This window comes from Escherichia sp. E10V10 (assembly GCF_004211985.1).
Classification (GTDB): domain Bacteria; phylum Pseudomonadota; class Gammaproteobacteria; order Enterobacterales; family Enterobacteriaceae; genus Escherichia.
The window spans coordinates 133180-158971 of the sequence record NZ_RHJO01000007.1; the positions used below are offsets into that span (position 1 = coordinate 133180).

Sequence of the window (25792 nt, forward strand, 5' to 3'; positions counted from 1 at the left end):
TATAATTGTATGACGAATCAAAACATGCATAAAAATAACGTGTTTTACTAATATTACAAATTTTTATAGTAATTTCTCATGTACAAAAAATTTTACATGCTGAAAAAGTGTAAATAACAGGCAAAAAAAAGCGCGGGGTGGGACCGCGCAAAAAGTATGACATTTTTGTTTGCAGCAATTTTTATGAAAACGTTGCCATACTCAAAAGGCCTCAGGCCAGGCGGCATAATGTTATTTAAACAATTACGCCTTCAGCGGAATAGTGGTTACGCTTTCACACACATCACATGGTAAATACCGTCAATAATTTCGGTACCTTCAGTTTCGTGTTCGAAACCAGGGAAATGATGATCCCAGGATTGTAGTGAGCGTAAATAGCTTACCTGCGGACTGTTTTTATCGCCGAAGTTTTCGCCAGAGAGCAGCATTGGGATTCCTGGCGGATACGGGATGACAGAGTTCGCCGCAATACGTCCCGGCAGGTTTTCAATGGATACCAGTTCGACGTTGTTATCGACAATCGCGTTGTAGGCTTCACGCGGGGTGATTTCAGCCACCGGCAGGCCAGAATAGGCTTCGTTCAACCGTGCGCCTGGGTTGTTTTCTTTCAGCCAGGCAAACATTTTGTCACCCAGATCGTGAATACCCATATTCGCGTAAGTGTCAGGATATTGTTCAGCAAGTTCTGGCATCACCTGCGCCAGCGGTGTATTAGCATCGTAGTGGCGTTTGAAAGAGCAAAGTGTGTTAACCAGAGTTCCCCATTTCCCACGGGTTACGCCCATAGAGAACAGGAACATAATCTGGAAGTCAGTGGTGCGGGTTGGCACAATGCCGTGACGACCAAGCCAGGCGGTGACCAGTGCGGCAGGTACGCCAGTCTCTTCCAGTTCGCCGTCTTCTCCCATCCCCGGTGCGAGGATGCTGACTTTAATCGGGTCGAGCATGCTCCAGTTGTCCGGGATATCTTTAAAGCCGTGCCAGCTTTCGCCTGGGTGCATTACCCAGCAGTCCTGAACGGTGGTCAGCAGTTTGCTCGGCGCGTCGGCAAAGTCATAGGTTTTGCCAGTTTCCGGGTCGGTAACCACTTCTTTATTCCACGGTTTAAAGAACCAGTTTCCTTCGTCGGTAAATTCTTTATACAACCGCGCCATTGCCTGACGGAAATCGACCGCTTCGTCGATCACTTCCTGCGTCAGAGACTGGCCGCTGTTGCCGTCCATCATCGATACTGCCACATCGTTTGATGCGCAGATGGCATACAACGGGGAAGTGGTGGCATGCATCATATATGCCTGATTAAAGCGCGAGAAGTTGACAGCCCCACGGCCTTCGCGCACATGAATGTAAGACGCCTGCGACAGCGCATTCAGCAGTTTGTGAGTGGAGTGGGTAGCGAACACGGTTGGGCCGTTATGATCGCCAGGTTCACCGCGCATGGCATAGTGATCGGCATAGATCGGATTAAAGCGCGCATAACCGTACCAGGCTTCGTCGAAGTGCAGACGATCGGAGGTTTTTTCCAGCAGAATCTGCGCTTCTTTGGCGTTATAACACACGCCGTCGTAGGTGCAGTTGGTGACCACGCAGTAAGAGGGTTTTTGCCCAACTTTATCTTTGGTCAGCGGGCTTTCGCTGATTTTCTTCTGTAAAGTTTCAGGCTGCATTTCCTGCGGGTAGATTGGCCCGATAATGCCGTAGCGGTTGCGGCTTGGCACCATGTAGACGGGTTTCGCGCCAGTCAGCATTAAGCCTTGTTCGATGGATTTGTGGCAGTTACGGTCAACGACCACCACATCGTTATCGGTCATGCAAGCCTGCATGATGGTGCGGTTAGAGCCGGAAGTTCCGACGACGACTGACCAGGAACGATCGGCGCCAAATACGCGCGCGGCATATTTTTCACTTTCGCCAAATGCGCCAGTATGGTCAAGTAAAGAACCGAGGGAAGTTCTTTCGATGCCCATGTCGGTACGGAACAGATTTTCACCATAATAGTCATGGTAGAAACGCCCGGCTGGCGTTTTGGTGAAGCCAACGCCGCCCTGGTGGCCCGGTGCAGCCCAGGAATACTCGTGGATGTCGCTATATTTCATCAGCGCGCTGAACAGTGGCGGCAACAGTTGCTGGCGGTAGCGGGTCATCGCGGCAACGGCGCGTCCGGCGATAAAGTCGGCGGTATCTTCCAGAATCCAGGCGAATTCATCGACAAGCTCCAGCAGGTCGCGATCCATTGCGGCGAGGGCTTTTTCCCGATCGCCTAACAGGAATACCGGCACATTTTGCTGGCGTTCGTGAAGCTTACCGATCAATTCTCTGACGTTTTGATGTTCGTCCGGATGTTCCATTTGATAGCTGAACATCAGACAATCAATGGCCTCATTTGAAGAGAGAATGGCAAAGCCGTCATCAAATGAGGTTGATTTAATGACAGTGACATTTTGCTGGCTTAAGGCATTCGCCAGACGCTCAACGGCGTTACCGACCCAGGTGTCCTGATGGAGAAACTCGCTTTCAACAATTAATACTTTCATCATTGCTTACCCGGTTATGAAGGAATCTTCGTTGCGGGCAAGTATCTTCTGGGTATTTCAGGCTGTAAAGCGAGTAAAAAACAGTCGCTTTTGTTTTTTTATTTTTATAAACAAACAATTACATTGATTTCTAAAGTTGTTTTCACTGCTTATTATCGACAGCTAAACTATTTTTTTGGCTGATACTGATATCATCTTTATCCGGGAAGCGTCTGGCGGTGTTGTTGGCTAAGTTTGCGGTATTTTTGCGGCGACATGCCGACATATTTGCCGAACGTGCTGTAAAAGCGGCTGCTCGAACGAAAGCCTGCTGTCAGGGCAATATCGAGAATACTTTTATCGGTATCGCTCAGTAACGCGCGAACGTGGTTGATGCGCATCGCCGTAATGTACTGTTTCATCGTCAATTGCATGACCCGCTGGAAGATCCCCATCGCATAGTTGGCGTTAAGTTTGACGTGCTCGGCCACGTCGTTGATGGTTAGCGCTTGATCATAGTTTTCTGCAATAAAGCCCAACATCTGGCTGACATAAAACTGTGCATGACGCGAGACGCTGTTTTTGTGCGTAGGCGAGGTTTTATTGACCAGAACCGGCTCCCAGCCAGAGAGACTAAATCGCTTGAGCATCAGGCCAATTTCATCAATAGCAAGTTGGCGAATTTGCTCGTTTGGGCTGTTGAGTTCCTGCTGCCAGCGACGCACTTCAAACGGACTAAGCTGCTGTGTCGCCAGTGATTTGATCACCATACCGTGAGTGACGTGGTTTATAAGGTCTTTATCCAGCGGCCAGGAGAGAAACAGATGCATCGGCAGATTAAAAATCGCCATGCTCTGACAGGTTCCGGTATCTGTTAGTTGGTGCGGTGTACAGGCCCAGAACAGTGTGATATGCCCCTGGTTGATCTTCACTTTTTCATTGTTGATCAGATATTCCACATCGCCATCGAAAGGCACATTCACTTCGACCTGACCATGCCAGTGGCTGGTGGGCATGATATGCGGTGCGCGAAACTCAATCTCCATTCGCTGATATTCTGAGTACAGTGATAGCGGGCTGCGGGTCTGCTTTTCATCGCTGCTACACATAAAGTTATCAGTATTCATGGATGGCTCTCTTTCCTGGATTATCAGAATTATGGCATGAGTGGGGGAGGATGACTGCGAATGGGAGCACGGTTTTCACCCTCTTCCCAGAGGGATGCGGGGACCGTCCGAGCATAAGGAGGCCGAAATCTCTGCTTTTCAGTTAATTTATTCCCATAAACTCAGATTTACTGATGCTTCACTCAGGATCTGAGTTTATGGGAATGCTCGACGGGGAAGCCGGAAGTTTTCTGTGGTATCGCCTGCCATGATGAAGACATTCAAGTAAGCCTGGAGATCTGAATGATGTCTGCACCCAAAATTACATTTATCGGCGCTGGTTCGACAATTTTCGTTAAAAATATTCTTGGTGATGTGTTTCACCGTGAGGCGCTGAAAACGGCGCATATCGCTCTGATGGACATTGATCCCACACGGCTGGAAGAGTCGCACATTGTGGTGCGCAAGCTGATGGATTCAGCAGGGGCCAGCGGCAAAATCACCTGCCACAGCGAACAGAAAGAAGCCTTACAGGGCGCCGATTTTGTGGTGGTGGCGTTTCAGATTGGCGGTTATGAACCCTGCACAGTGACTGATTTTGAGGTCTGTAAGCGCCACGGTCTGGAACAAACCATTGCCGATACGCTGGGGCCGGGCGGCATTATGCGTGCGCTACGTACCATTCCGCACTTGTGGCAGATTTGCGAGGACATGACGGAAGTTTGCCCCGATGCCACCATGCTCAATTACGTTAACCCGATGGCGATGAATACCTGGGCGATGTATGCCCGCTATCCGCATATCAAACAGGTGGGGCTGTGCCATTCGGTGCAGGGAACGGCGGAAGAGCTGGCCCGCGACCTGAATATCGATCCGTCCACGCTGCGTTATCGTTGCGCTGGTATCAACCATATGGCGTTCTACCTGGAGCTGGAGCGCAAAACCGCAGACGGCAGTTACGTGAATCTCTACCCGGAACTGCTGGCAGCGTATGACGCAGGCCAGGCACCGAAACCGAATATTCATGGTAATACTCGCTGCCAGAATATTGTGCGCTATGAAATGTTCAAAAAACTGGGCTACTTCGTCACGGAGTCGTCAGAACATTTTGCCGAATATACGCCGTGGTTTATTAAGCCAGGTCGTGAGGATTTGATTGAGCGTTATAAAGTGCCGCTGGATGAGTACCCGAAACGCTGTGTTGAACAGTTGGCGAACTGGCATAAAGAGCTGGAAGAGTATAAAAACGCCTCCCGGATTGATATTAAACCGTCACGGGAATATGCCAGCACGATTATGAACGCTATCTGGACCGGCGAGCCGAGTGTGATTTACGGCAACGTCCGTAACGATGGATTGATTGATAACCTGCCACAAGGATGCTGCGTGGAAGTGGCCTGTCTGGTTGACGCCAATGGTATTCAGCCAACCAAAGTTGGTGCACTGCCTTCGCATCTGGCTGCCCTGATGCAAACCAACATCAACGTACAAACGCTGCTGACCGAAGCCATTCTCACCGAAAATCGTGACCGTGTTTACCACGCCGCAATGATGGACCCGCACACCGCCGCCGTGCTGGGCATTGACGAAATTTATGCCCTGGTTGACGACCTGATTACCGCTCACGGCGACTGGCTACCTGGCTGGTTGCACCGCTAAGGTGTAATCGCTTCCGGCGCTCTGGTGATTAAGCCATAGCGCCGTAACTGGCGGCAGTGAAGACGAGCGAGCAATATCACTGTCGTTAATGCGCCAAGCAACGCACAGAACATATCGGATTGCGTGTCCCACTGGTCGCCCTGCGTACCGAGAAAATCATCCGCTCCCTGGCCCATCGCCAGTGCCGCCCACCACTCGATCAACTCATACATGGCGCTTATCGCCAGCGCTACGCAGCAGACCAGGAACGCCACCATTTTACGTCCGCGCACGTACATCCCGCGCACGAGAATTTCTCGTGCCACCAGTGCAGGCACCAGCCCCTGGAAAAAATGCCCCAGCTTGTCATACGGATTACGGCTCAACCCTAACCATTCCTGCACCTCAAAACCGATGGGGACTTTCGCGTAAGTGTACTGCCCGCCGACCATCAGGATGATGGCGTGAAAGAAGATGAGCGTATAGAGCAGCGGCGTTAACGGGTAACGTCTGGCGGTGGCAAGCAGTAGCGGCACCACAATAATCACTGGTGTCACTTCCATCAGCCAGGTGAGTTTGTCATGGGCCGAAATGCCGGTATAAATCAGGATTAACGTGAGCGCCAGTGCGCCGGTGTTAAGAATTAACGGCTTGAGTGTGCGGATCATGGTGAGTTCGCAAGTCAGGGAAAATACTGACTATTCACCAGCAAGCGTGAAATTACAATCGCAAAAGAGGTGGCCCAGGGGGATCACCTGGCAGCATGCTGCCAGGCGCTGGGCCGAAGAGGTTACTTAGTGCAGTTCGCGCACTGTTTGTTGACGATCTGCTGGAAGAAGTCGTTGCCTTTGTCATCGACCAGGATAAACGCCGGGAAATCTTCTACTTCGATTTTCCAGATAGCTTCCATACCCAGCTCCGGATAAGCAACGCATTCCAGATGCTTGATGCTCTGCTGCGCCAGTACCGCCGCCGGACCACCGATGCTACCGAGGTAGAAGCCGCCGTGTTTATGACACGCGTCGGTAACCTGCTGACTGCGGTTACCTTTCGCCAGCATGATCATGCTGCCGCCGTGGGATTGCAGCAGATCCACGTAGGAGTCCATACGACCTGCGGTGGTTGGGCCAAGTGAACCTGATGGATAACCGGCAGGCGTTTTCGCCGGACCCGCGTAGTAGATCGGGTGATCTTTGATGTACTGCGGCAGTTCTTTACCGGCATCAATCAGCTCTTTCAGCTTGGCGTGTGCAATATCGCGACCCACGATAATGGTGCCGGTGAGCGACAAACGAGTGGAAACCGGATATTGCGAAAGCTGGGCGAGAATCTCTTTCATCGGGCGGTTAAGGTCAACTTTCACCGCTTCGCCTTCACCCGCCTGGCGCAGTTCTTCCGGAATGTACTGGCCTGGGTTGTGTTCCAGTTTTTCGATCCAGATACCTTCGCGGTTAATTTTCGCTTTGATGTTACGGTCAGCGGAACAGGAAACGCCCATACCGACCGGGCAGGAAGCGCCGTGACGTGGCAGGCGGATTACGCGGATATCGTGAGCAAAATATTTACCGCCAAACTGCGCGCCAAGACCGAGTTTCTGGGCCTCTTCCAGCAGTTCCTGTTCCAGCTGGACATCGCGGAACGCCTGACCATGTTCGTTCCCTTCCGTCGGCAGTTCATCGTAATAGTGAGCGCTTGCTAACTTGACGGTTTTCAGGTTGGTTTCCGCAGAAGTGCCGCCAATCACAAACGCGATATGGTACGGCGGGCAGGCTGCGGTACCGAGGGTGCGCATTTTCTCGACGAGGAAGTTTTTCAGTTTACCCGGAGTCAGCAGGGCTTTAGTTTCCTGATAGAGATACGTTTTGTTGGCAGAACCGCCGCCTTTGGCGACGCAGAGGAATTTATATTCATCGCCATCTACCGCGTACAGGTCGATTTGCGCAGGCAGGTTAGTGCCAGTGTTGACCTCTTTGTACATGTCCAGCGGCGCGTTCTGTGAATAGCGCAGGTTATCTTCGATATAGGTGTTATAGACGCCTTTCGACAGCGCTTCTTCATCACCACCGCCGGTCCATACGCGCTGACCTTTTTTACCAACAATGATCGCGGTGCCGGTATCCTGGCAGGTCGGTAGCACGCCTTTGGCGGCGATTTCGGAGTTTCTCAAGAATTGCAGCGCCACGTATTTATCGTTCTCGCTGGCTTCTGGGTCGTGAAGAATAGAAGCAACCTGTTTCTGGTGTGCCGGGCGGAGCATGAAAGAGGCGTCGTGGAAGGCTTGCTGCGCCAGCAGGGTCAGGGCTTCTGGTTCCACTTTCAGGATGGTTTCGCCATTGAATTCGGCAACGCTAACGTAATCGGAAGTGAGCAGATAGTATTCGGTGTTGTCTTTCCCCATCGGGAAAGGCGCCTGGTAGATAAAGGGTTTGTTTGACATAGCTTCCAGCCTGTAACTCTGTATTTGTTATACGAAAATGGCGTGCCGCACAGCGACGGGCGGCACGCAAAGTGCATTTATAAGAACCCGTACATCGCGGCGAAGATCCAGCCAAAGACGCAAGATACGCTCACGCCAATCAACCCTGGCAGAATAAAGCTGTGGTTGATGACGAAGCGACCGATGTGGGTGGTGCCGGAACGGTCAAACTGAATCGCTGCCAGATCGCTTGGATAGGTCGGCAGGATGTAATAACCGTAGCAAGCCGGTGCTGAAGCCACGATGTAAGCCGGGTCAACGCCAATCGCCAGTGCGACAGGAACAATCGCCGCCAGCGCCGCGGCCTGGGAGTTTACAAACTTGGAAACCAGCAGCAGAACAATGGCATAGGCCCACGGATACTCTTTCACCATTTCGCCCAGTACGCCCTGAATTTCAGACATATGCGCACCGAACATGGTTTCTGCCATCCATGCGATACCGTACACCGCCACGATGGCGATCATACCGGAACGGAAGACTTCGTTTTTTGAGATAGACGCGGGATTGGTTTTGGTCAGGATAATAATCAGTGCGCCGGTTAGCAGCATAAACATTTGAATAACCAGCACCATCGACAGCGGTTTGCCGCCGAAGGACGGACGCAGGTCCGAATCAGCACCGAGAAGTGCGACCACGGCAATTGCCCCGAGGAAGATCCACATTGCCAGCCAGTTGCTTTTCGGCAGTTTTTTATCCAGCAGCGTCGCGGTGTCACCGTAAACGTACTCACGGTTTTCCGGTACGGAGATGAATTTCTGGAACTCTTCGTCTTTATCCAGATCTTTACCGCGGAACCAGCTGAAGATACCGATCGCCAGGATACCGAGTAACGTCGATGGAATGGTGATTGCCAGCAGGTCGAGGAACTCAAGGTGACGACCATCAAAGGTAACGTTACCCAGCATCGCGACCAGTGACACTACCGCAACCGACACCGGACTGGCGATAATCCCCATCTGTGCACCGATAGAGCTTGCCGCCATCGGACGTTCCGGACGGATATTGTTCTTAATTGCCACGTCGTAGATGATTGGCAGGATGGTGTAAACCACGTGACCTGTACCGCAAAGAATGGTCAGCGTACAGGTAACAAACGGCGCGACAATGGAGACATATTTCGGATTGCGGCGCAGCAGTTTCTCGGCAATTTGCAGCATGACGTCAAGGCCGCCCGAGGCTTGCAACGTGGCCGATGCCGCCACCACCGCGATGATAACCAACATAACATCAACCGGTGGTTTACCTGGCTGAAGATGGAAGACGAATACCAGAATGACGAGGCCGATACCGCCTAATAAACCTAGCGCGATACCGCCCTTTCTGGCGCCATAGAACAGACATATCAATATTATGATAAGTTGGATAGTAAATAGCATTTGTGAACCCTCGCGATAATCCCATTTAAATTTCTACTGAATAGAACGCAGTCTCGTTCTGTTTGTATGAACTTTTTTCAGAGCCTGACTAATATCCTTTTGGTCGTTACTGGCCTGAGTAATTACTTCACAGTGAATATTGGCTGATTCAGGCAGCAATAAATTAATACACTGTGATAAGCGACTTTTTCAGAGAAAAATACTCTCTGGCGATGGGGTTATAGTTTGTGCTGCGCAGATGTTAATAGTTTGTTTCCTACTATCTTATTGATATTTATTGGTATATTTTTTGTTCTAATGGCGGTTATAGATTATTCTGATCTACCCATTTATGGGTAAAAATACACATAATGCGGGTGACATAATAGTTAATTAACTTTTGTTAGCGTTTTGAAATTAAAAACACTATTTATCCTAAAGAATATTAAATCGATGAAATGAGAAGGGGATAATTATATTTGATCTGGCACAAGTTTTACTGATGGACGATGTAACTTGTGCCAGTGCTCTTTTGCATTACTGCAATAATTGTTACTTGCGGATAACCAATGGTGCGTTATTGGCAATATTGTTTCAGCAATGAGTAATGTTCCGCTTGAATACGGTAACGGTAAACCGGACGACCCGTGACGCCATAATGGATGCTGGTAAATAAGATGTGGCAGTTGACCAGCCAGATCAGGTACTTGCGGCAGGAAACGCGCGAGATGTTCACCTCGTTGGCCAACTCGTCGGTTGAAAACTCATAGTCCTGATGCGCGTCAATCCACTGGCACAGCGTGCGTAACGTCTGCGGCGTTAAGCCTTTTGGCAAGCGACGAGGATCCTGCTCGTTGGCGCTGCTGCCGTGGATTAGCTGATCCAGCTCGGCCTGGTCATAATACTGATGTTTTTCCAGCGCCATTTTCTTTTGTCGCCAGCCGGTGAGTGCCTCTTCAAAGCGTGATGCCTGGAAGGGTTTTATCAGGTAATCAACAACGCCGTAATGCAGCGAATCTTTAATCGTCGCGGCATCGGCGGCGGAAGAGATGACTATCACATCGCTTTTGCAGCGAGCGTTATGCAGTACCGGAAGTAAATCGAGCCCGTTCTCCTTCTGCATATAGATATCGAGCAATATCAGGTCAATAGACGTGTCGCTGTTGAAAATTATCTCTTTGGCTTTTTCCAGTGTCGAGGCCGTTCCGCAGCATTGAAAGCCCGGGATCTGCGCCACGTATCGGCGATTCAGCTCCGCCACCATTGCGTCGTCATCGATAATTAATACATTGATCATTTGCTCGACTTCTCCCCGTCCCAGGGTATCTGGACAAAAAATTGTGTGAAAATCCCGGGTTCCGATTCTACGGCGATACTGCCGTCGAGATTTTCTACCTGTTGTTTGACAAGAGCTAAACCGACGCCTCGTTCGCTTCCTTTTGTCGAGACACCTTTGTCAAAAATGTGATCGATTTTGTCGGGTGCGATCCCCGGTCCATCATCGTTAACTTCACAGTGCAGCCAGCCGTGACGGTAGTGCAATGTTACGCTAATTTCGCCTCCGGGTTCCGGCCCTAATGCCTCCAGCGCGTTTTCTATCAGATTTCCCAACGTGGTAATCAGCGTCGCGACCTGGTCTTCACTGCCGCTGTCGGGCAACTGGCTTTCGCTGTTTAAAATCAGCGTATGGCCTAAATCGGTCGCGCGGTTAATCTTGCTGATTAAAAAACCAGCGATAACCGGCGATTTGATCTTGCCCAACAGAGAGCCAATCTCTTCCTGATAGTTATTGGCTGTTTTGAGAATGTAATCTTCCAACTGCTTATAACTCTTCAGATGCAATAATCCGAGAATCACGTGCAATTTATTCATAAATTCGTGGGATCGTTCACGAAGTGCGTCAGCATAGTTGACCAGACCATCCAGTCGCTGCATCAGTTTACGTACTTCAGTTTTATCCCTGAAGGTTGAAATGGCACCGATGATAACGCCATTACTGCGCACCGGAACGGTGTTGATCAGTAAGAGCCGATCTTTGACGGTAATCTCTTCGTCGCGGCGCGGCGTACCGTCGCGTAACACTTCCGAGACATCTACTACCTGTGACCACGAGTGGCTTAGCGTCGATAGTTTCTCATCGTCCTGCGACTTACGGTAATTCAGCAATTCTTGTGCGGCATCGTTGATCAGCGTGACTTTGCCGCGATCGTCCACGGCAACGACGCCTTCTTTGATAGACTGCAACATGGCCTGGCGTTGCTCAAACAGTGTGGATATTTCGTAGGGTTCCAGGCCGAAAAGGATTTTTTTCAGCACCTTAACCAGAATGCAGGTGCCGATGAGGCCGACCAGCATGCCAAATAACACCGACCAGATAATGCTCCAGCGACTGTCATTGATCTGTTGGGTCACGCGGCTTAACTCAAGGCCGATCGCCACCACGCCAATCTGTTTATTATTCTCATCATAGATGGGGGTAAATACGCGTAAAGCCTGCGCCAGAAAACCGCGATTGATAGCGACATTTTCTTCGCCATTCAGCGCTTTAAGGATGTCATCACCTTTAAATGGCTGACCAATACGTTGGGCTTCAGGATGCGAGTAGCGAAGACTTTGCATATCGGTAACGACAATAAACAGCAGATCGTTACGTTTGCGCACGGCTTCCGCGATGGCCTGGATCCCGCTCTCCTGCGGTTTTTTCTGCAAGCCCTGACGGATTTCCGGCGAATCGGCAAGGGTACGCGCCACCGCCAGCGCCTTGTTGGCCAGTCCGTCACGCGTCATATCACTGATTTGCGAGAAGTAAATCAGGTGCACCACCAACAGTACCGAGAACAGCACCGCGCTGACCATTAAGATCACTGTGGTACTCAATTTCATCGGACGTTTGCGTAACTTGCGGTAGGGCAATGAATGTCTCATCAGCTTCCTTGTGTGACAAATTTCTTAAGCATTATCTCTGATGAGGCAGGTAATTCAAAGGGAGTAAGAATAATTGGCTATATAGGGGAAGAGGCTCTGGAAACTGAAACTGCCGGTGCTGTATGAAGATTCCGGGCTATGCTTATTGCGAAAACCATACTGATGAGAGAGGGAAGGTCATGGATCAGGATCTACTGGACGGTGGTTATCGTTGCTATACCGGCGAAAAGATCGATGTCTGGTTCAACACTGCAATATGTCAGCATTCTGGCAATTGCGTACGTGGCAACGGCAAGTTATTTAATCTCAAACGTAAGCCGTGGATCATGCCAGATGAAGTGGACGTCGCCACCGTAGTGAAAGTGATTGATACGTGCCCGAGCGGCGCGCTGAAATACCGTCATAAATAAGCGAGGGGAAAATGGAAATACGTGAAGGCCACAATAAATTTTACATCAATGACGAGCAGGGTAAGCAAATCGCTGAAATTGTCTTTGTGCCGACTGGAGAGAATTTAGCGATTATCGAACATACCGATGTTGATGAAAGCCTGAAAGGGCAAGGGATTGGTAAACAGTTGGTTGCGAAAGTCGTGGAAAAAATGCGCCGGGAAAAACGAAAAATTATCCCACTGTGCCCATTTGCGAAACACGAATTTGATAAAACGCGTGAGTATGATGATATTCGCAGTTGATGAGTAACGATATTTTTCATGCTCTGCGTAATGCGATGCAGGGGAGTATCTGAAGGGTCGGGGGATGCACAAAGAATGGTCAGAGAGAGCTTTTTCTTGTCCCAAGTCATCCCCTTTAGTGAGCAAAAAAAAAAGAATATCTCCTATATGAGAATCATCAATCGGGGTTAATAAACTTTGCATCCCCAGGGCATTTAATATTGATAGGAGTCTTATTATGGAAGGTAAAAAAAAGTTCAATACTTATGTCGTTTCTTTTGATTATCCATCATCTTATTCCTCAGTTTTCTTAAGGTTAAGATCATTGATGCATGATATGAACTTCTCCTCTATAGTGGCTGATGAATATGGAATACCACGACAATTGAATGAGAATTCTTTCGCAATAACGACATCATTAGCCGCAAGTGAAATTGAAGATTTAATCAGGATCAAATGCTTAGACTTGCCAGATATTGATTTTGACCTCAACATTATGATAGTTGATGACTATTTCCGTCAGTTTTACAAGTAGCCAGGAAGGATAAGAAGAACATAAAAAATGACACTATTCTCTAAAATATTAATTTTTTATGTGATTGGTGTGAACATATCCTTTGTCATTATCTGGTTTATCTCACATGAGAAAACACATATTCGTTTACTTAGTGCATTCCTGGTAGGAATAACCTGGCCAATGAGTCTGCCTGTGGCATTACTTTTTTCTCTCTTTTAGGAGCTGTGGTTGAGTGGATCCGCTGGTTATCTTGAAACGAAGCGTCTCTCCTCAAAACTTGATTTGCGGAACGACGAACGAAGCAGTCGCCTGGCTGCTTCGTTCATTAAAGTGAAACTTATTTCTGTGGACGCATCGCCGGGAAGAGAATAACGTCGCGAATAGTATGACTGTTAGTAAACAGCATAATCATTCGGTCGATACCAATTCCCAGACCTGCGGTTGGCGGCAGACCATATTCCAACGCAGTCACGTAATCTTCGTCGTAGAACATCGCTTCGTCGTCACCTGCAGCTTTGGCGTTAACCTGTTCCTGGAAACGTTCAGCCTGATCTTCTGCGTCGTTTAATTCGCTAAAACCATTACCGATTTCACGACCACCGATGAAGAATTCAAAACGGTCGGTGATTTCCGGGTTAACATCATTACGGCGCGCCAGCGGTGACACTTCTGCCGGATACTCAGTAATAAAGGTTGGCTGAATCAGATGTGCTTCTGCAACTTCATCAAAGATTTCGGTGACAATACGTCCCAGCCCCCAGCTTTTCTCTACTGTAATACCGATAGATTCAGCTAATGCTTTAGCGGCATCAAAATTATCCAGGTCGGCCATCTCGGTTTCTGGACGATATTTTTTGATTGCTTCACGCATGGTGAGTTTTTCAAACGGTTTGCCGAAATCAAACACATGCTCGCCATAAGTGACTTTAGTGGTACCCAGTACCTCTTGTGCCAGGGTGCGGAACAGTGACTCTGTCAGTTCAATCAAATCGTGGTAATCCGCATACGCCATGTAGAGTTCCATCATCGTGAACTCAGGGTTATGACGAACAGAAATACCTTCATTACGGAAGTTACGGTTGATTTCGAATACCCGTTCAAAACCACCTACAACCAGACGTTTCAGATACAGCTCCGGCGCGATACGCAGATACATATCTAAATCCAGAGCATTATGATGGGTAATAAACGGGCGAGCAGATGCCCCACCTGGAATTACCTGCATCATCGGGGTTTCTACTTCCATAAAGCCGCGTGCGACCATGAACTGGCGGATAGCGGCCAGAATTTTTGAACGGACAACAAACGTTTGACGGGATTTATCGTTAGCGATGAGGTCCAGATAACGTTGACGATAACGGACTTCCTGATCCTGCAGACCATGGAATTTATCTGGTAAAGGACGTAGTGCTTTAGTCAGCAGGCGTAACTCAGTACAGTGAATGGAAAGCTCACCAGTTTGCGTCTTAAACAGCGTACCGCGGGCACCGATAATGTCACCCAGGTCCCATTTTTTAAACTGATCGTTATAAACACCTTCTGGCAGGCTATCTCGTGCAACGTACAGTTGAATACGGCCACCGACATCCTGCAAAGTTACAAAGGAGGCTTTCCCCATGATTCGACGGGTCATCATTCGGCCAGCAATCGAGACTTCAATGTTTAAGGATTCCAGTTCCTGGTTATCCTTCGCATCAAACTCTTCGTGCAACTGGTCAGAAGTATGGTCGCGGCGAAAATCATTGGGAAACGCCACGCCTTGCTGACGCAGCGCTGCCAGTTTTTCGCGACGATTTCTCATTTCATCGTTAAAATCAATAGCCTCATTGGCTCCCTGTGTTTCTTGTTCAGACATTTTGGTTCCTCTTAATCCAGCTTTCAATTTAGCGTAGATAAAGAGACAGATCGGTACACTGTATTATCTGCCTCGACTATTAGTAACTCAGTTCATCTTATCTAAACCAACGCTTACCTCAAGTTGATATCACTAATAAATAACCATAAAAATGGTTTAAATATCTTATTAATCTGGGATTTGCTAGTGTGATTAACTGAAAGTAAATTGATTCATAACTAATTGTTTTTACGGAAGTTAATCGTTGCTTTCCTGTATCATATTCGTCGGAGTGCTAAACAGAAATCGGGTAGCAAAGGCCAATGCCACGATGATCGCGACACAAGCCAACGTCCACTCTCCCATCTGGGAAAAGAATCGCTGGTAAGCTGCAATTGCCATACCGCTAATTTGCGACTCTGTCGTCTGTTGTGCCACTACGCCTGCCAGCCAGTTGGCGACCGCGCCTGTTGCCAGCATATAAATACCGGTTAATACGCCAGACATTTTCAGACGCGTGATTTGTGCAATCGCCACCGGGTCAATAAAGAGTTCGGCAAAGCCCATTAGCGCCAGCCCGGATATCATCACACCCATTGACGCTTGACCGCCAGCCGCTGCATGTCGGGCATCAAATGCCAGCAACATAAAGCCACAAGCCATCAGCAGTAAGCCAAAGGCAAACTTCAGCCAGACGCGCAATGTTGAGTTGCCGTGGCTTTCTGGCGACGCCAGCCAGGCAAGTACAACTCCAGCGAGCATCACCGCAATTGCATTCACTGACTGGAATAGCGCAGTAGGTACTTCAATATTGAATGCCTGACGATTCACAAAGCGATCGATAAACAAGCTGATGGTACTGCCGCCCTGTTGTGCCAGTACCCAGAACAACGTCCCGACAAACATCAACAATACAATTTGCCAAAGAGCACGGCGGTGTTCGGGGAATTTGATCATCATGCGGGCAATGATTTGTGCAGCAATAAGGCAAACAATCGCCAGCAAATATCCGGACCAGTCGTTCTCCAGCAGCAGGGTAAAAAATACTGGGGCTAAACAGAGCATCACCACTAACCAGCTCCATATCGGTAAGGCAAACTTCACGCGAGTGAGCGCTTTTTTATCCATACTACGCGTGGACTGGAAATGACGATGACCGCTTAAGAAAATCAACAAACCGATAAACATGCCGCCACCCGCAAGGGCAAAGCCAACATGCCATCCATACCACTGAGCAGCCAGGCCGCAGGCGATGGGGGCTGCGATAGAACCGATATTGCCCGCGGCATACAGCAGCGAAAAACCGCCATCACGTCGATGATCGTTCTCGTCGTAGAGCTCGCCAAGCAAACAGCTGATGTTTGATTTGAATAAACCGTAGCCACAAATAATGATTGCCAGCGCCAGATACAGGCTAAAGGTTGAATTTGTATCAATGCCCAGCACCACATGGCCAAGGGTCATTAACAGCGCGCCGGCAATCACCGCAGTGCGGTTGCCGAGCAGGCGGTCGGCAAGCCAGCCGCCGAGAATAGGGGTAACGTAAACCAAAGAAGCGTATGCGCTGAACAGGCTGATGGCATGGTTATCATCAAAACCAAGCTGATGAGTGAGATAGAGAATGAGTAAGGCACGCATGCCGTAAAAACTGAAGTACTCCCAGATCTGGATCGCCACGATATAGTATATCGCGCGCGGCTGTGAGGGTGTTTTCATGTGTTCTCCTTATGAGCAAAAAAGGGAAGTGGCAAGCCACTTCCCTTGTACTAGCTAATTATTTTTTGCCTTCTTCTTTCAATACCTTAACGGTATAGCGGCCATCAGCCTGACGGTATGCACCGTGAATATCGGTTTCAAAGCCCGGATAGTGAGCGCCGATTTCACACAGCATCTGCAGGAACTCCAGAACCGGACGGCTTTCTTCGGTGATCATTTCACCTGGCATTACCAGAGGAACTCCCGGCGGATACGGAAGGATCATATTGGCGTTAATACGACCTACCATTTCGTCGAGGTAAACTTCTTCGGTCATACCGTGCAGCTCTTTCTGGAACGCAGCATACGGAGTCATTACCATAGTCGGCAGCACTTCAAATGCGCGATACATCAGATCCGGCAGATTGTGGTGAACAATCAGTTTGTGGATATTCTGAGCCAGTTCCTGAATACGCATGTTTTCATAGAATTCAGGATCTTCACGATACAGAGACGGCAGCATGTTTTTCACACGCAGGTTCAGGTCGAACGCACGTTTGAAGTCAGTCAGAGCACGCAGCAGGCTCAGTGCTTTGGTCTTATCAATACCGATGCTGAACAGGAACAGCAGGTTATACGGACCGGTCTTCTCAACAACGATGCCATGTTCGTCGAGGTATTTCGCCACGATGCTGGCCGGAATACCAAAGTCGCTCATGGTGCCGTCTTTTTCCATCCCCGGAGTCAGCAGAGTGACTTTGATCGGGTCAAGATACATGTGCTCGTTATCGATGTTTTTGAAGCCGTGCCAGGTGCTGTCAGAACGCAGCGGCCAGCATTCAGTAGTATCGATATGATCCGGCTGCCATACATCAAAGAACCAGCCATCAGATTCCGTTCTCAGACGTTTGATCTCTTTACGGAACTTGATCGCACGTTCAATGGAACCGTCGATCAGGCGTTTACCGGCATTACCTTTCATCATCGCCGCAGCGGTTTCAGTGGACGCCACGATACCGTAGTGCGGAGAAGTGGTGGTGTGCATCATGTAGGCTTCGTTAAAGGTTTCTTCGTTTACGTCACCTTTAACGTGGATCATGGAAGCCTGAGAGAACGCCGCCAGCAGTTTGTGAGTGGACTGGGTTTCGTAAATCACTTTCCCTTCGACACGGCCACCGCTCATACCGCATTTACCTTCGTAAATCGGTGAGAAGTTGGTGTAAGGCACCCACGCGGAGTCAAAGTGGATGGATTTCACATCCAGCGTTTTCTTAATGAAGTCGGTGTTGTACAGCAGACCATCATAGGTAGAGTTAGTAATTACGGCATGTACCGGCCAGGTCGCGTTTGGTGTTTCTTTCACGCGCTTAGCAATGGTAGCGTGCTGGAATTCACTCTGTGGGATACCGCCAAGAATACCGTAAGCGTTACGGGTCGGGCGGAAATAGATTGGCGTAACATCGCTCATCATCATCAGATGGGTCAGCGATTTGTGGCAGTTACGGTCAATCAGAATGGTGCTGCCTGCCGGAGCAGAGTACATACCAACAATTTTGTTCGCAGTGGAAGTACCGTTGGTCACCATGTAGCTGCGGTCTGCGTTAAAGACGCGAGCGATATACTGTTCTGCTTCTTTGTGTGGACCGCTGTGATCCAGCAGGGAACCCAGTTCAGATACTGAAATGGAAATATCAGATTTCATGGTGTTCGGACCAAAGAAATCATAGAACAGGCTACCTACCGGGCTTTTCTGGAATGCAGTACCGCCCATGTGACCAGGAGTACAGAAAGTATATTTACCTTCACGAACATATTTAAACAGCGCTTTGGTCAGCGGAGGCAGAATAGTGTTGATATATTCGTCAGTGGTCTGCTTGATCTTGTTAGCAATATCATCAGCAGCACCCAGCGCATATTCAAAGAAGCTAATCTGTAAACGCAGATCGTTCAGGCTTACATCGAGTGTGGAATATGTATTAGCGAACGCGTACAACGGCAGGTTCTCGTTCATTTTGCTAATTTCTTCGCACAACTCGAGATTATATTTATCCCAGTCAAAAATAACGCCGCACAGACGCGCATTGTTTTCGATCAGTTTTAATAAGTCGTCACGGTCGTTCGGGTAAACAATCTGGAAGTTCAGACGTTCAAGCGCGCGATGAAGTTCACGGATGGGTTCTTCTTTAAAATAAACCCCCATGTGATTCAATATTGCAATAACGTTCATAGTCATATCTCCAGGTAAAAAAGGCCCCTCCCAACACATGGGACAAAATGAAAGGAGGAGCCTCGGAAAATACTTTTAATTAATGTGCGTTAGATGCTGTGTGGTTATCCATTGAGTGGCTCTGGCGCTCGTGCATTTTGCGAGCGTAGAACATCAGGATAATCAGGCTGACGATGAAGGTACCTGCCAGCTCGAAGGAGCTTGCACCCATCAGAGCGATGAAGCAGAACACGCAACCCAGTACAGAGCAGATCAGGCTGACAAAGTTGCGGATGTTAACGCCTTCAAAACGAATCAGGTCAACGCAAGAGTAGAAGTACGGCAGCATAGTCAGCAGTACTGCGATACCGGTCAGTTCACCGAACAGGTCAGAGGCTTTACCACCGGCAGAGTTCATCAGAGTGATGAGGATCATCAGGGCAGTCATTTTCACTGCAGCCAGCAGCAGACCTTTTTTCGGAATACCGTTGCTGTCGACTTCACCATAAATTTTCGGGAAGTTACCGTCGTTAGCGGCACGTACACCTGCCTGGCCTACCAGCATCATCCAGGAGCCCAGAGAAGTCAGGCACGCAAAGGCGGTGAATGCAGAAACCAGCGGCGCAGCCCAGTTACCGAGGATAGTTGAAGCACTGATTGCAAACGGAGCACCGGAAGCTGCCATTACAGAAGACGGATACATACCGGAAAGCACCTGAGTCGCAGCAATGTAAACAATACCTGCTAAACCAGTACCCAGCATGGTTGCCAGTGGAACGGTACGTTTCGGGTTTTTAACCATACCAGTACTTACAGCTGCGGATTCAACACCCACGAAGGCCCACAGGCAGAGCAGAATACTTTTAATGATTGCGTGACCATCAGTGGTACCCGCAGTATTCCAGTTAGCTGCATAAGTTGCAGCATCAAACCAATGCCAGCCAACAATAGCAGTCATAACCACAGGAATAAGAACCAGCACCAGGCCAATAGTGGTTAAACGGCTTACCCAGGTACCGCCGAGCATATTTACAAAGGTAAATACCCAGACGATAGCAATACAGGCGATACCTGCCGGAACAGGATCATTTAATACTGGGAAGAAGGTGGAAAGATAAGATACAGCGGTAATACCAATCGCCAGGTTACCAATCCAGTTAGCATGGTAATAAAGAACACCTGTCTGAAAACCAAATGCAGGGGAAATTTCTCCAGCATAAGCAATTGGGCCACCTTGTTGCGGGTTCTTTGTTGCCAGTCGGGCATATACATAAGCCAGCGACATTGCACCAATAATAGAGATGATCCAACCCCAGATAGCAATACCACCGATACTTGCAAGGTTCGCAGGTAATAATGCAATACCGCTCCCCATCATATTACCGGCAACAACACCGGTACAGGCAAATAGCCCAATCTTCTTGGCAGAACTCATGCTCTTCTCCTAATTTCATTTTAGAATTTGGAGTCCGGGTCATGATGTATAACTATTTACTGACCAGACCAAACTGGCGACAAGACTACTCAAAAAAAAAGATTAATCCTAAAGATTAGGTGAAATAATACAAAAGTTTATGTCAGTGAGGATTTTAGCTCTTCATCAACAGATCAGAATCGCAAGTTGATATCATGAAAAGATAAACATTCAATATTTACAATTAGTTACGAGAAAGTTTCTGGTTAAATTTATGTAATAAAAAGTTATGCAGCAAATAAATTGCTGCAACATGTTATGTCAATAAATATACAAGCGTTTAACGCTTAAAATCCCCGCGAATGAATCAATCCAGGATTTGTTTATTCTGACGCGAGAAATTTGTCGAGATAAGGAACAACATAAGAAACAGAAGTCTGGAATATGCCATTTTCAATCCAGTAAAGGGTGTTTGCTCCTGGGCGTAAATTAAAGGCGGTGAGATATGCATCAGCAGCTTCTCGGTTCATCCCCTTCATCTCATAAACTTTGCCAAGCAACACATAATTTAGCCAGGACATTTCAAGGTCAATGCCAGTATTTATCGCCTGATAAGATTCGTCTGTTTTCCCTTTTGTCAGAGCACTGACCGCTTTTATTTGATAGAGAATGGCCAGATTATTCATTCCTGGCAGTGTAGCAATGTTATCAATTTCTGTGTTCAGTGCTGCTAATTGTTTTTCATCTAAAGGATGCTGAGAATGACGTACTATATCAACTAATGCTTTCTCTGCTCTCGCGTAGGTAAATTCGGGAGATGATTGAACAATCTCACCTAATAACTCACTGGCACGGTTCAATGATTTATCATCACCATGCATTAAATAATCATGTGCCTGATAAAAATTAGTTAATAACACACCACGATGAGGCAAAATTTGTTGGAGCATCTCCTGCATTCGTTGTGGCCACGGTTGATTTAACGCTTTTGACAAACTCTCCAGTAAATCATTTTGAATCGCCAGCTGATTACCGTTAGTGATGACATAACGTTTATCCAGCATGGTTGAACCATCTGCATTATCTACCAATTTCACCGACATAAAGCACTGTTGAGCGCGGTATTGGCGCTGATTAACAAACGCAATAGATAATGTTTTACCGGAACTGCTCGGTTCATCAATGTTGTAGTTGATTTTGTCATGAACCATAAAAGTGGAGAAGGTATTAAGTGATGTCGCCACCAAATCACCCACGCCTATCGCGTAAGAGAGCTGATACGGGGAAGTCCAGCTGTTACAACTCTTATTTACCATATTAATGTCAATATCGCGTGGATTGAGCAAAATACGCGATTTACTCATAGGAAGACGCGTTTCAAGACTGGAAAACGCCACCAGTGCTACACAGATACCTAACGACAACAGGAAAAAAAACCATACCCAAAAGGTAGTGAATCGTTTGCTTTTAACTGGGGATTGTTCAGGTGGCGTTGCGGTGTTTTGAATGTTAAGACTGTGGGAAGGGGAATCTGTGTCAGGAATCGCCTCTGGTATAGGGGGAGGCGAAGATTGCATTATTTCTTCTCCCTCCTCTTCGCTGTACCAGATAACCGGCACCATTAATTTATAACCGCGCTTTGGTACAGTAGCGATATAGACAAGACTATCTTCATCATTATCTTTTAATGACTTACGCAGTTCTGAGATACTCTGCGTTACAACGTGATTGGTAACAATACTTCTCTTCCAGACATTATCGATAAGTTCATCTCTGCTAAGTACTTCGCCACTGTGTTGAGCAAAGAAAACCAGAAGATCGATTAGTCTCGGCTCAAGGGTAAGTTGACGCCCATTGCGACTAATTTGGTTTATGGACGGAGTAACAAGCCACTCGCCAACGCGAACTACAGGTTGTTGCATAATAAAAACTCATTCGAAAAGGGAATGGTGCAATGATAATTGCCATAACCTATTTTTACCATCTATAGATGGATGCGTTTACATATTACAGGTGAATGTGAGACGTTATTTTTACCACCCGTAAACCTCTTGATTACATCGCCTTACGAAATGACTTTAATGAGAATCAGAAGTAATTTGCCTTACCACCAGGATTGATTATCTTTGCCAAAGAAAACGTTCAGAAAATAATCCCCGGAAAATTGCCTGGAACGCTTACTATTTTAATGGATTGTTAGTCTTTGCATGATCAAACGGACTGATACATTTCTCTTTGTTCGCATCCAGGAAATCTCATCTGTCGGCGTTCTGTTTATGGATGCGTTACGCTCCTGATGACGTCATTTGACGTTCAACAGCATCACGGGGCCGCACGACATTTTGCGTCAGTCAGTGTCATAGCTCCGGGACAAATTTTCTCAAACAGGGGGATACCCGCAAAATGCTGGTGATGTGGGGAGAATTTGGTTGAGTTTGGTGGGAGTGATTTGGAGGAAGAACGGTTAAATCGTGGCGTCCTGAAACGAAAAACGGACCTCCGTGGAGGTCCGTTTATATGAATTTGGTGCCCGGACTCGGAATCGAACCAAGGACACGGGGATTTTCAATCCCCTGCTCTACCGACTGAGCTATCCGGGCAACGGGGCGCATTAAACCGTAATCTGCACATCTCGTCAACCTAATTTCAGTAAAAGCGATTCAACTGCTTAAGATTGCGGCAAATCGCTTCTTTTCTGTGTTTCTGTCAGGTCAGTGCGCCACCCTGGCGGCAGCGAGCGAAGCGCAGGATATCTTCCGCCAGCCGATGTGCGGTATCGACATCCGCCTGGCTACGATTCACCAGCATTCGGCTTAAACAACCTTCCAGCACCAGTTCCAGCTGCTTTGCTACCATCGCCGGATCGTCCACTTCCAGCGTGGTTAACAGTTCATGGGTAAAGTCGTAGGCCGCGCTTTTTTGCTGATCGGCCAATTGATGAATAGGGTGGCCAGGATCGGGATAAAACGTACAGGCAGCGATAAACAGACAGCCCGGGTAGCGGTTGTTTTTAACGCACTCCGATAGCGCCTGATAACGCGCCAGCAGCTTTTGTTCGGCGGTTTGCGTTTCGTCCAGCATCAGCTGACGACGCCAGACATCTATCTGTTGGCTAAGATAGCGCAGGGCATCGTAGAGGATCGCCTCTTTGTCTGGCCAGAAGCGGCGCAGCTCGTCCAGTGGATAATCCACACGTTCAGCAACCATCTCCAGCGTGGTGTTGGCAATCCCTTGTAATTCTAATAATTTCAGGGCTTCTCCCAGTACATCTTCACGTTGCACGCTATTTTCCTCCGTCTTTCCCACTGAAGTGTCGTTCACGGTTGGCGATCGCGCAAATGTGCGCTGAAGGTTTCTGCATCCATAAAGCCCGTGACGCGCGCTTGTGGATGCTCCTGGCCTTGTCCGTCAAAAAAGAGAATTGTCGGTAGGCCAAGGACATTTAGATGCTTTAACAGCGCCACATCTTGTGCGTCGTTGGCAGTGACGTTGGCCTGAAGTAAGACCGTGTCTGCTAACGCTTTTTGCACCTGCGGGTCGCTGAAGGTGTATTTCTCAAACTCTTTACAGGCGACGCACCAGTCGGCATAGAGATCTAACATCACCGGTTTGCCTTTGGCTTCAGCGAGTGCCTGATTTAACTCATCTACCGTTTTGATTTGTGTAAAGTTGAGATGCGCCTGAGTTTGCGCGGTATGCGTCGCGCCAAATGCCCAATCCTGGAGTGGGCGCACGCTAACCAATGCTGCCGCCAGCAGGATAATTTGCACAATACGCATCCAGCCGCGTTTGGCCTGTAAGCTGGTGATAAAGGCCCAGCCAAAGAACGCGACACCCAGCGCCGACCACAAGCGTAATCCCCAGACATCACCAATCACTCGCTCCAGCAGGAAGACCGGCAGCGCGAGGATCACAAAACCAAATGCGGTTTTGACCTGTTCCATCCACGGGCCGCTTTTCGGCAGCAGGCGGTTACCAAAGACGGTAATTAGCATCAACGGCAGGCCCATGCCCAGTGCATAGAGATAAAGCGTGCCGCCGCCCAGCCACATGTTTCCGCTTTGGGCGATATACAGCAGAATCGCGCTAAGCGGTGCGGTGGTGCATGGTGAACAGATCAGCCCGGCAATCGCTCCCATAACAAACACACCGCCGGGCGAGCCACCTTGTTGGCGATTGCTCATTAGCGTGAGGCGCGTTTGCAGCGAAGAGGGGAGTTGCAGGGTAAACAAGCCAAACATCGACATCGCCAGCAAGGTAAAGACGATAGCGAGGCCGATAAGCACGTAAGGATGCTGTAGCGCTGCCTGGAACTGTAACCCTGCGGCGGCAACCACCAGACCCAGCGCCGTGTAGGTGAGCGCCATCCCCTGCACATAAGTAAAGGTCAGCAACAATGCTCTGGCAGTGGAGAGCCGCTGTTTACCGCCCAGCACGATACCGGAAATTAGAGGGTACATCGGCAGTACACATGGCGTGAAGGCGATACCGATACCAATCAACAACGCCCAAAGCGCGGAAAAGGGCAATTGCGCGACGGGCTGCTCTTGCTGCGGAACTGATGCAGACGGTGGCGTCGCGTTGTTAGTAACCACTTCGCTTAACGGAACGGTTTTGGTTTCTGGCGGATAACAAAAACCGGCGTCAGCACAGCCCTGGTAGGTGACAGTTAATGTCGCACCCGCACTTGCCTGGTTGATGGTCACAGGAAGCGTCAGCCGCTCGCGGTAAATCTCGCTTTTGCCGTAAAACTCATCTTCATGCCAGACGCCCTGGGGCAGCTGCACGTCGGTAATTTTCGCGTGTTCCGGCGTAATGCGGATCTGTTTACGGTAAAGATAGTAACCGTCTTTGATCTGCCAGCTCAGATTAAGCTCATGTTGGTTTTGCTGAAAATCAAAAGCAAAGGCTTGATCCGCGGGGACAAATTGTGAGCGTCCCGGCGCGTCGAATAATCCGGCAAAAACGGAAGTGCTGCAAAGTAGCAGGATCAGCGTAAAGATGCGTTGAGCCATGAGAGGTAATCTGTGTCTCCGTGTGTAACAGGTAAAACCAGAAGCTCCGGGGTTTGATACGGATGATGAGACTTCAGGCATTCCAGCAGTGCCTGCTGGTGAGATACGGTGGTTTTTAAAATCATCTGCACTTCGTATTCCTGTTCCAGTTTACCTTCCCAGTAATAGAGAGAGGTAGCGCCAGGAATCAAGGTCGCACAGGCCGCCAGTTTTTCCGCCAACACTTTGGCGGCTAATTCCTGGGCCGTCGCTTCATCCGGCGCGGTGCACAACACCACGACGGACGCGGTATTCGAACTTTTTTCATCAAGCATAAACACCTCGCAAGAACAGATGGAACCGCAAGAGAGAGGTCACTATACAACGGACGGGGAAAGGATGTTAGTCGGCGGGAAAGAAAGCGGGGCGTGAACGCCCCGCGA

General features: G+C 48.7%; 20 protein-coding genes and 1 tRNA gene. 5 read left to right on the top strand and 16 right to left on the bottom strand.

Annotated elements, in window-relative coordinates; genetic code table 11:
- Positions 1–266: 266 nt before the first annotated feature.
- Positions 267–2534, bottom strand: a complete 2268-nt coding sequence (adiA, locus tag D9736_RS13210) for an arginine decarboxylase (RefSeq protein ID WP_130258498.1) — start codon at positions 2532–2534, stop codon at positions 267–269.
- A gap of 197 nt (positions 2535–2731) precedes the next feature.
- Entirely contained in the window at positions 2732–3640 is a 909-nt protein-coding gene (gene melR / locus D9736_RS13215; protein ID WP_130258485.1) for a transcriptional regulator MelR, read from the bottom strand.
- Between the two features lie 282 nt (positions 3641–3922).
- Between melR and melA the strand changes: the two genes are divergently transcribed.
- A complete protein-coding gene (gene melA, locus D9736_RS13220; protein WP_130205917.1) occupies positions 3923–5278 on the top strand; it encodes an alpha-galactosidase in 1356 nt (451 codons plus the stop codon).
- On the opposite strand, the gene D9736_RS13225 is transcribed toward melA, so the two are convergent.
- The 5 genes from D9736_RS13225 to D9736_RS13245 all read right to left on the bottom strand — a co-directional run bounded on the left by D9736_RS13225 (position 5275) and on the right by D9736_RS13245 (position 12016).
- Entirely contained in the window at positions 5275–5925 is a 651-nt protein-coding gene (locus D9736_RS13225; protein ID WP_130221794.1) for a DUF2238 domain-containing protein, read from the bottom strand. The genes melA and D9736_RS13225 overlap by 4 nt on opposite strands.
- A gap of 122 nt (positions 5926–6047) precedes the next feature.
- Positions 6048–7694: a class I fumarate hydratase gene (gene fumB, locus D9736_RS13230; protein WP_130205921.1), complete on the bottom strand. Its 1647-nt coding sequence runs from the start codon at positions 7692–7694 to the stop codon at positions 6048–6050.
- A gap of 77 nt (positions 7695–7771) precedes the next feature.
- Complete coding sequence (dcuB, locus tag D9736_RS13235) at positions 7772–9112, bottom strand: anaerobic C4-dicarboxylate transporter DcuB (protein WP_000899528.1); 1341 nt, start codon at positions 9110–9112, stop codon at positions 7772–7774.
- Positions 9113–9668: 556 nt separating this feature from the next.
- On the bottom strand, positions 9669–10388 hold the full coding sequence (dcuR, locus tag D9736_RS13240; RefSeq protein ID WP_130205923.1) for a two-component system response regulator DcuR: 720 nt from the start codon (positions 10386–10388) through the stop codon (positions 9669–9671).
- Positions 10385–12016: a sensor histidine kinase gene (locus D9736_RS13245; protein WP_130258486.1), complete on the bottom strand. Its 1632-nt coding sequence runs from the start codon at positions 12014–12016 to the stop codon at positions 10385–10387. Before D9736_RS13245 ends, dcuR begins: the two co-directional genes overlap by 4 nt.
- 179 nt (positions 12017–12195) lie before the next feature.
- On the opposite strand from D9736_RS13245, the gene yjdI reads away from it, so the two are divergent.
- From yjdI to ghoT, 4 genes are all read left to right on the top strand, one after another.
- A complete protein-coding gene (gene yjdI, locus D9736_RS13250; protein WP_130216765.1) occupies positions 12196–12426 on the top strand; it encodes a 4Fe-4S mono-cluster protein YjdI in 231 nt (76 codons plus the stop codon).
- An 11-nt stretch (positions 12427–12437) separates the two neighbouring features.
- A complete protein-coding gene (locus D9736_RS13255; RefSeq protein WP_000405647.1) occupies positions 12438–12710 on the top strand; it encodes a GNAT family N-acetyltransferase in 273 nt (90 codons plus the stop codon).
- Positions 12711–12927: 217 nt separating this feature from the next.
- Positions 12928–13224, top strand: coding sequence for a type V toxin-antitoxin system endoribonuclease antitoxin GhoS (gene ghoS / locus D9736_RS13260; RefSeq protein WP_130205929.1), 297 nt, complete (start codon positions 12928–12930; stop codon positions 13222–13224).
- Between the two features lie 27 nt (positions 13225–13251).
- Positions 13252–13425, top strand: coding sequence for a type V toxin-antitoxin system toxin GhoT (gene ghoT / locus D9736_RS13265; RefSeq protein ID WP_064525730.1), 174 nt, complete (start codon positions 13252–13254; stop codon positions 13423–13425).
- 118 nt (positions 13426–13543) lie between these two features.
- On the opposite strand, the gene lysS is transcribed toward ghoT, so the two are convergent.
- The 9 genes from lysS to cutA form a co-directional block, all read right to left on the bottom strand.
- Positions 13544–15061, bottom strand: a complete 1518-nt coding sequence (lysS, locus tag D9736_RS13270; RefSeq protein ID WP_130216763.1) for a lysine--tRNA ligase — start codon at positions 15059–15061, stop codon at positions 13544–13546.
- A 237-nt stretch (positions 15062–15298) separates the two neighbouring features.
- The gene (gene dtpC, locus D9736_RS13275; RefSeq protein WP_130258487.1) at positions 15299–16756 is read right to left on the bottom strand and encodes a dipeptide/tripeptide permease DtpC; all 1458 of its coding nucleotides are present in this window, start codon (positions 16754–16756) and stop codon (positions 15299–15301) included.
- 58 nt (positions 16757–16814) lie between these two features.
- Positions 16815–18962, bottom strand: coding sequence for a lysine decarboxylase CadA (cadA, locus tag D9736_RS13280; protein WP_130216761.1), 2148 nt, complete (start codon positions 18960–18962; stop codon positions 16815–16817).
- 79 nt (positions 18963–19041) lie between these two features.
- Positions 19042–20376, bottom strand: coding sequence for a cadaverine/lysine antiporter (gene cadB / locus D9736_RS13285; RefSeq protein ID WP_130216759.1), 1335 nt, complete (start codon positions 20374–20376; stop codon positions 19042–19044).
- A gap of 362 nt (positions 20377–20738) precedes the next feature.
- Positions 20739–22277, bottom strand: a complete 1539-nt coding sequence (gene cadC, locus D9736_RS13290; protein WP_130221790.1) for a lysine decarboxylation/transport transcriptional activator CadC — start codon at positions 22275–22277, stop codon at positions 20739–20741.
- Between the two features lie 602 nt (positions 22278–22879).
- Positions 22880–22955: transfer RNA gene (locus D9736_RS13295), tRNA-Phe, on the bottom strand.
- A gap of 106 nt (positions 22956–23061) precedes the next feature.
- Entirely contained in the window at positions 23062–23637 is a 576-nt protein-coding gene (locus D9736_RS13300) for a transcriptional regulator (protein ID WP_130258488.1), read from the bottom strand.
- 35 nt (positions 23638–23672) lie between these two features.
- Positions 23673–25370: a protein-disulfide reductase DsbD gene (dsbD, locus tag D9736_RS13305; protein ID WP_130258489.1), complete on the bottom strand. Its 1698-nt coding sequence runs from the start codon at positions 25368–25370 to the stop codon at positions 23673–23675.
- Entirely contained in the window at positions 25346–25684 is a 339-nt protein-coding gene (gene cutA, locus D9736_RS13310) for a divalent cation tolerance protein CutA (protein WP_064525746.1), read from the bottom strand. The genes dsbD and cutA overlap by 25 nt, the downstream gene beginning before the upstream one ends.
- Between the last annotated feature and the right edge of the window lie 108 nt (positions 25685–25792).